The 8,106-nt window shown below is 57.0% G+C and carries 4 protein-coding genes, 1 tRNA gene, 2 rRNA genes and 1 pseudogene; 4 read left to right on the top strand and 4 right to left on the bottom strand.

What is annotated here, in order from left to right; genetic code table 11:
• Positions 1-59 precede the first annotated feature (59 nt).
• The 4 genes from ACX3M4_RS17340 (at position 60) to ACX3M4_RS17325 (ending at position 3,840) form a co-directional block, all read left to right on the top strand.
• Positions 60-2,783: ribosomal RNA gene (locus ACX3M4_RS17340) — 23S ribosomal RNA — on the top strand.
• A gap of 233 nt (positions 2,784-3,016) precedes the next feature.
• Positions 3,017-3,131, top strand: a 5S ribosomal RNA gene (rrf, locus tag ACX3M4_RS17335).
• 43 nt (positions 3,132-3,174) lie between these two features.
• Positions 3,175-3,251: transfer RNA gene (locus ACX3M4_RS17330), tRNA-Met, on the top strand.
• A 277-nt stretch (positions 3,252-3,528) separates the two neighbouring features.
• Positions 3,529-3,840 (top strand): hypothetical protein, encoded by a 312-nt coding sequence (locus ACX3M4_RS17325; protein WP_459354248.1) that lies wholly within the window; start codon positions 3,529-3,531, stop codon positions 3,838-3,840.
• Positions 3,841-3,843: 3 nt separating this feature from the next.
• Here ACX3M4_RS17325 and ACX3M4_RS17320 read toward each other — a convergent pair.
• From ACX3M4_RS17320 to ACX3M4_RS17305, 4 genes and pseudogenes are all read right to left on the bottom strand, one after another.
• A pseudogene (locus ACX3M4_RS17320) lies at positions 3,844-4,854 on the bottom strand (recombinase family protein); the annotation flags it as partial.
• Positions 4,854-5,903: a tyrosine-type recombinase/integrase gene (locus tag ACX3M4_RS17315; RefSeq protein ID WP_459354247.1), complete on the bottom strand. Its 1,050-nt coding sequence runs from the start codon at positions 5,901-5,903 to the stop codon at positions 4,854-4,856. The gene ACX3M4_RS17315 and the pseudogene ACX3M4_RS17320, both read right to left, overlap by 1 nt.
• 13 nt (positions 5,904-5,916) lie before the next feature.
• Complete coding sequence (locus ACX3M4_RS17310; RefSeq protein WP_459354246.1) at positions 5,917-7,635, bottom strand: tyrosine-type recombinase/integrase; 1,719 nt, start codon at positions 7,633-7,635, stop codon at positions 5,917-5,919.
• A gap of 127 nt (positions 7,636-7,762) precedes the next feature.
• The gene (locus ACX3M4_RS17305) at positions 7,763-7,975 is read right to left on the bottom strand and encodes a helix-turn-helix domain-containing protein (RefSeq protein WP_459354245.1); all 213 of its coding nucleotides are present in this window, start codon (positions 7,973-7,975) and stop codon (positions 7,763-7,765) included.
• Between the last annotated feature and the right edge of the window lie 131 nt (positions 7,976-8,106).

Genomic DNA, 8,106 nt, shown 5'->3' with positions numbered 1-8,106 from the left:
ACAAGGGATCATCTTTTTGCGCCTTTGGCGCGAAAAAGATGAACATTGATAATGAGAGTGATCAAGTGTCTTAAGGGCATTCGGTGGATGCCTTGGCGACAAGAGGCGATGAAGGACGTGATACGCTGCGATAAGCGTCGGGGAGCTGCGAATAAGCTTTGATCCGGCGATTTCCGAATGGGGCAACCCACTCCGCATGGAGTACCCGCAAGGGAGCAAACCCGGGGAACTGAAACATCTAAGTACCCGGAGGAAAGGACATCAACCGAGACTCCGCTAGTAGTGGCGAGCGAACGCGGACCAGGCCAGTGGCTTGCATTTAAGAACCGGAACCGTCTGGAAAGTCGGGCATTAGTGGGTGATAGCCCCGTACGGGTAGAAATTATGCAAGTCCTCGAGTAGGGCGGGACACGTGAAATCCTGTCTGAACGTGGGGGGACCACCCTCCAAGCCTAAGTACTCCTTGTCGACCGATAGCGAACAAGTACCGTGAGGGAAAGGTGAAAAGTACCCCGACGAGGGGAGTGAAACAGTTCCTGAAACCGGATGCCTACAAACAGTTGGAGGGCTTTAGGCCTGACAGCGTACCTTTTGTATAATGGGTCAGCGACTTAATTTAACGAGCAAGCTTAAGCCGGTAGGTGTAGGCGCAGCGAAAGCGAGTCTGAATAGGGCGTTTTAGTTCGTTGGATTAGACCCGAAACCGAGTGATCTAGCCATGGCCAGGTTGAAGGTGCGGTAACACGCACTGGAGGACCGAACCCACGCCTGTTGAAAAAGTCGGGGATGAGCTGTGGCTAGGGGTGAAAGGCCAATCAAACTCGGAAATAGCTGGTTCTCCGCGAAATCTATTTAGGTAGAGCGTCGGATGAATACTCTCGGGGGTAGAGCACTGGATGGGCTATGGGGGCTTACCGCCTTACTGATCCTAACCAAACTCCGAATACCGAGAAGTACTATCCGGCAGACACACAGTGGGTGCTAACGTCCATTGTGAAGAGGGAAACAACCCTGACCGCCAGTTAAGGTCCCTAAGTTATGGCTAAGTGGGAAAGGATGTAGAACTCCCAAAACAACCAGGATGTTGGCTTAGAAGCAGCCATCATTTAAAGAAAGCGTAACAGCTCACTGGTCTAAATAAGGGGTTCCGCGCCGAAAATGTACCGGGGCTCAAGCCATACACCGAAACTGCGGGTGCATCTTATGATGCGCGGTAGCGGAGCGTTCTGTAGGTCTGCGAAGGGATATCCGTGAGGGGTCCTGGAGATATCAGAAGTGCGAATGCTGACATGAGTAACGATAAAGCGGGTGAGAGACCCGCTCGCCGAAAGTCCAAGGGTTCCTGCGCAACGCTAATCGGCGCAGGGTTAGCCGGCCCCTAAGGCGAGGCCGAAAGGCGTAGTCGATGGGAATGCAGTTAATATTCTGCAGCTTGGTGGTAGTGACGGATGCTGTGTGTAGTCTTCCCTTATTGGATTGGGGAGGCTGCGAAGGTGTTCCAGGAAATAGCTCCACCGTACAAACCGTACCCGAAACCGACACAGGTGGACTGGTAGAGCATACCAAGGCGCTTGAGAGAACTATGCTGAAGGAACTCGGCAAAATGCTCCCGTAAGTTCGCGAGAAGGGAGACCTCTTTGTGGGCAACCATGAAGGGGTGGCACAGACCAGGGGGTGGCGACTGTTTATCAAAAACACAGGGCTCTGCGAAGCCGTAAGGCGACGTATAGGGTCTGACGCCTGCCCGGTGCTGGAAGGTTAAGAGGAGGTGTGCAAGCTCCGAATTGAAGCCCCAGTAAACGGCGGCCGTAACTATAACGGTCCTAAGGTAGCGAAATTCCTTGTCGGGTAAGTTCCGACCTGCACGAATGGCGTAACGACTTCCCCGCTGTCTCCAGCATAGACTCAGTGAAATTGAATTCCCCGTGAAGATGCGGGGTTCCTGCGGTCAGACGGAAAGACCCCGTGCACCTTTACTACAGCTTCACACTGGTATTCGTGACGACATGTGTAGGATAGGTGGTAGACGTTGAAGCAGGAGCGCCAGCTCTTGTGGAGTCACCCTTGAAATACCACCCTTGTCGTTATGGATATCTAACCGCGGTACAACAATATCCGGGACCGTGTGTGGCGGGTAGTTTGACTGGGGCGGTCGCCTCCCAAATGGTAACGGAGGCGCGCGAAGGTGGGCTCAGAGCGGTCGGAAATCGCTCGTTGAGTGCAATGGCATAAGCCTGCCTGACTGCGAGACTGACAAGTCGAGCAGAGTCGAAAGACGGCCATAGTGATCCGGTGGTCCCTCGTGGAAGGGCCATCGCTCAACGGATAAAAGGTACGCCGGGGATAACAGGCTGATGATGCCCAAGAGTCCATATCGACGGCATTGTTTGGCACCTCGATGTCGACTCATCACATCCTGGGGCTGGAGCAGGTCCCAAGGGTTTGGCTGTTCGCCAATTAAAGTGGTACGTGAGTTGGGTTCAGAACGTCGCGAGACAGTTCGGTCCCTATCTGCCGTGGGTGTAGGAGAATTGAGAGGATCTGTCCCTAGTACGAGAGGACCGGGATGGACGTACCTCTGGTGGACCTGTTGTGGCGCCAGCCGCATTGCAGGGTAGCTATGTACGGACGGGATAACCGCTGAAAGCATCTAAGCGGGAAACCCACCTCAAAACCAGTTCTCCCTGAAGAGCCGTGGAAGACCACCACGTCGATAGGAAGCGTGTGGAAGTGCGGCAACGCATGAAGCTTAGCTTTACTAATAGCTCGTTCGGCTTGATCCTCTCATTAGTCAATGTTCATCTTTTAAAAGCGCCTCACGGCGCTTTGAAAAGATCATCTGGTTCGCTCACGCGCGTTCGCCCTAAAGGGCTGCGCTCCGCGGGGGCGGCCAAACGTGGCCGGCGCGCAGTCGCGCTTGCCTCAGCTTCGCTTCGGAACAAACGTTCCCTTGCAAGGCAGATCTAGTAAATCAAAAAAATATATAGACCAGTTCACGCAAATTGCGCTTCGCCGGCCTGGTGGCCCTAGCGGGGAGCCCCCACCCGATCCCATCCCGAACTCGGCCGTGAAACTCCCCAGCGCCAATGGTACTGCATCTTAAGGTGTGGGAGAGTAGGTCGCCGCCAGGCCTGCCAATCGCAATTTACCTCTTCAACTCCCCTCCGACCTCAACGCGGGATGGAGCAGCCCGGTAGCTCGTCAGGCTCATAACCTGAAGGTCGCAGGTTCAAATCCTGCTCCCGCAACCACCGACATCAGCCCTGACTTGAAAAAGTCAGGGCTGTTTTTGTTTGTGCCTCCCGCTTCCCCACACACCGACAGGATCTGCGCCAGGTCACCATGAATGGTCACCGACAGCTGGTCGCCGGTTGGATCAGGTTCCAATACGATCCTTGTGACAAGAGACTGGATCAGATCGATCGCGTCCGCCTGGATCGTTGGTTCGTTCAGCGCATCCTCGAGCCGCTGAACCTGACGCAGATAGGCTTCATGCAGGTTGGGATGGGGTGTGAACGGGGGAGCTGATTGAGCTCTGGCTTCAATCTTTGCGACAAGTTCCTGATGTTGATGTTCCAGTTCCTGAAGTCGTGTCTTCATCGACGGAGAATAGAGCCCGTCTTCAATTGCCTTGATGATCGAATTGATTTTGGACTCGGTTGCAGCGAGGTTGGCTTCAAGAGCTGCCAGCTCTGTTCGGCTGGTGGCATTCAGGCGATTGATCTCTTTGGCGTACTCTTCGACGAACACGCTGATGAGTTCGGGAGACACCAGATTGGACTTCAGGCCCTTGAGGACTCTTGCTTCCAGCGACTGACGCTTGATGGTCTTTCCATTTGAGCAGGTGGCCTTGCCCCGGTTGCGATTTGAGCAGCCGTAGCGGTCCTTGCCCATGATCGTATAGGCGCCCTGACAGCAGCCGCAGGTCAGCAGACCTGAAAACAGAAACTTCTTCCGGTGAACCCGGTTGAGTGCATTGCCGGTCTCGTCGCGGGCCATGAGGGTCCGGTTTGATGCCTGCCGCTCCTTGACGTTCTGCCAGAGGTCGTTGTCGACGATCTGAAGGTGGGGCACTTCAACCACTTCCCATTTGTCTTTGGGATTGACGCGGGCAACACGTTTGCCGGTCACAGGATCCTTGACGTAGGAGCACCTGTTCCATTCAAGGCGCCCGACATAAAGTGCATTGTTGAGAAGACCGGTTCCACGATCCACCTGGCCGCGGATCGTCGTGTCGCGCCATGGCCGGCCATCTGGGCCGGGAACGGCTTCGGTGTTCAACGCTCTTGCCAGGCTGCGTGGACTGATGCCGGATGCATAGTCTGCGAAGATCCGGCGGACAATGTCGGCTTCGCGTGGATTGATTGTTCGTTCGCCGGCATCCGTGCTCATGTCATATCCATAGGCCTTACCGCCCGGGATCTTGCCCTGGAGGGCCTTGCCAAGTTGCCCGCGCTTGGTCTTGGTCTTCAGGTCCGAGAGAAAGAGTTCGCTCATCGTACCAAGCAAACCGATATGGAGCTGGGTGATCTCTCCGGCCTGCACCGTGTGCAGCCTGATCCCGTTGAAGGCCAACTGGTCGTAAAGCGCGGAGACATCACTCAGCCGCCTTGCGAGACGGTCCAGCCCTTCGCAAAGAACGATGTCGAATGACTTGTTTGACAGACGCTGTTCCAGCTGCCGGTAGCCGGAGCGGTTGAGGGTACTCGCCCCGCTGGTTGCCCGGTCCGAATAGACATCGACCACCTGCCAGCCCTGTGCCTTTGCCAGACGTTTGCAGACCTCGACCTGGTCCTCGATCGAGGCTTCCGATTGCAGATCCGACGAATAGCGGGCGTAAATGGCAACACGCATCACGAGGTCTCCTTTACGCGTCTTGTCTTGCGCTTCGATTTGATCAGGGAAACGTAACTGGAACTGGCTCGGGCTGAGTTCGCCAGATTGTAATGTGCTTCGGACGTTTCCATTTTTTTGTGCTGTAGAACAGCGGGAATGAGGCCAACCTTGTCGGGGCAGTCGATGGCAAGGTGGGTTGCCGCTGACCTGCGCATGTCGTGGAGCGCCATGCCCTTGCCGAACGCCTTGCCGGTCAGGTATCGAAACTTGTCGTAGATCTGGGCATCACAGAGGGGGCGTCCGCGCCAGGACACCCAGAACATGTCGTGGGGATCGGCTCTCAGGAGTTTGGGCCGGATCTCGGAGATGTAACGTTCGATATAGGGCGTCAGAAGGCCGGGCAAGGTGATGTCCTCTGACCGATGTGCCTTGGTGTCCTCGGCCGGGAGCAGGAGCGTGTATTCGTCCGCGGTCTTGAGGAAATGTCCCGAGACGCTCAAGGCCGCCAGGCTTCTGCGCCGCAGCGGGCAGAGGCTCAAGATGGCGATCAGAAGACCGTCGCGAAACTGGATCTCCAGCGCCTTGTGAGTTCTGCCCTGAAGCTCATCGGCCGTGTCCATTAGATCTAACCCGAGATCCAGAACCCGCCAGGGCGGTGCCAGTCTGTCGAACCGATCGAGCGGCCTGCCGTTTGCGGCGACCCTGTAACCGATCTGTTGAAGCCAACTCCTGTTGCAAGAGGGATCCATCAGACGGATCGCCTGAAACAGTCCCTCGACCTGGATGGCAATGGAGGTCGGCCGGTTGGTAGGAGCGAGGTCATTGACATAGGCGCGCACCCGATCCAGGGTCACTCGTTCCGCAAATGGTGCCGTCAAAGCGGCCGGGTCGTGTTCCTTGAGAAACCCGAGCCATCTGCGGTAGGAAAACGTGATCTTGCGCCGGCTGCCTTCGCTGAGGTGTGAGCCTGCGCCGAGATCCTCATCGAAAATGTCTCCGGGTTCGAACGCGCGTTCAAAGACCTTGAGGTCTTCGACTGGCCATTGCCCGATCGGTAGGTGCTTCATCTGACCGCGCTCCTTACCGTTTGCCGCGTTGTTGCCTGGTCTTCAGCGCGTCGCGTTTGCTGACGACCAGGCTGGAAAACGCCTTGCTTGCACGACGCGTCGAAAGCCCCGCATAAATCTGGGTGGTCTTTGACCATGAATGGGCCAGGAGTTGGCGGACCGTCTCGAAATCCTCCGGTCGGTCGTCCAGGTAAAGGGCTGCCGAAAAGTGCCTGAACTGGTGCGGCGTCATATAGATATCCAGACGCTCCGAAAGCACGCCGGTTATTTGCACGCTGAGCGTCGGCTGGGTTTTGCGCCCGCCGCTTCGATTGACAAACAGGGGCCCCATCGGGTCTGCGCCAAGTCTTGGCAGGATCATCTGCCTGTACCAGCGAAGACGCATTGCGACGTCTGTCGGGATCTCGTGGATCAGATCCCTCTGGCCGGTTTTGGTCTCCGCTGCGGGAATCCGCAGGCGCATTGGTCCGCGCGGCCCAGAGAGGTCGCTGAGATGGGCGCGGCTATCCATCGCAATCAGGTTCTGTGGGCGAAGGGGAGCCACAAGCAGAATATCCAGTGCGATTGCCACCTGTGCCTTTACGAAAGGAACCCGGTCGTCGCTCAAGGCACGCTTGACCTCTCCCAGGAGCTGTTCGGGCAGATGCAGCAATCGGGCCCGCATCGCCTCCCCGTCGAAGGCGCGCAGCATGGCCTTGTTCTTGTCGGTGAGATCATGGGCCGGTGCCGGCAGCCGGCTTGCCATCTTGCGTAAGGTGGCGAGCCCTTCCGGAGCCGCATCAAGGTGGTATCTGGCGACCTGAAGCAGGGTTTTTGAGAGGCTGACAGCAAAGGCGTTGGGTCTGCCCTCTGCCTTGTCGTGATAGTGCCTCAGGACCTTCTTCATTGCGTCCTGATTGACGAGATCGGCGAGCGACAAGATTGCCTCGACGGGCGTTCCGGTTTGAACAAGGACAGAAGCCGCCAGGCGGATGTGTTCCCTTTGTTGACGCAAGGTGGAGGCCTTGAGCGCTTTCTTCGGCGCCTTGTCACTGAGATCGAATGGATCCGGCACGCGACGTCCTTCCAGATAGGCTTCGACCTGTCTTTGAAAGGAGACCGGAAAGGCATCGATCGGCAGGTGCAAGCTCCGGGCCTTGAAGGAAATCGGAGAAAGCCTGATCGAAGGCCATGCCTCGGTCCGTTCGCATGCCTCGTTCCAGAGCCGCGGAACCCGCCGGGCGATGTCCTTCGGCTTTTGCTTCAAGGTTCTCGTCGTCAGCCAGGTGTGGAAGAGTTGGACCGCTTCGTCATTGACGTCCGCAGGAGCTCTCCCGGTTGACGCACACCAATTGGCAAAGCTCGCCATGCCATCGGTGAGCCGCTTGTCCATCTTGCCGTGTCTGACGAGTGGTCCCCATTCCGGATGACTGATGGCTGCTCCCCGGTATTCCGGGTCCAGCAGGCCGACTTCTTCCAGGCTCGTCCGAAACAGGCTGCGCAGGTTGGACAGTGTCTTGGCCGTCATGCCGTTCGCCAGCGGACGGATCGACCAGAATGCGGTTCGCAGTTCCTCCAGACCAGCGATGGGCTTGTGGAGAGAGAAATCAGAGAGTTCGGCAATCCGATTGACGGCAGAGATACGGTCACGCTTGAGCATGTCACTGATCGGCATGTCCTTCACTCTCTCCACTGCGCTTGCGAGCGTCACGACATCGACCGGTTTGAAGGTTGCTTGACTGGTGTTCTGCATTGTTTTGTCCCTTTGTGACATGAGGTGTAAAATCGTGACATTCGGGAACTCTATACCAAAATAGATGGAACGATTACTTGGCGTGAGTATTCCCGAATTGGTTCCAAGTCCTTGATTGTTGGGTGTTTTACTTGTGCGCTTTTGCATGCTGCCCAGGATCGGGCAGGGTCCAGTCTTCGACGCCGAGGAGCCTGTTGAACTCCGCTACTGAGACCAGCCGGGAGCCGCCGATCTTGACCGAGGGCAGGCTGCCTTCGGCGATCCAGCGGCGTACCGTGCGCTCGGTCTTGCCGAGGGCGGCGGCGATCTCGCACGCGCTGTAGTGCGTCCGGACGGGCATCAGTTGCCGTCCCCATCTGAAGGGGAGAGCAGATCGGGCAGGTCGTGGGAGGTGGTTGACGTCGAAGAGCTGAACTGGCGGCGGGCTTCAGCAATCGCCAGCAGTCGGACCAATGCCTTGAGGTCCGCCCT

The sequence above is a fragment of the Roseibium sp. M-1 genome (assembly GCF_054515675.1).
This window is presented reverse-complemented; position numbering and strand designations above follow the sequence as displayed.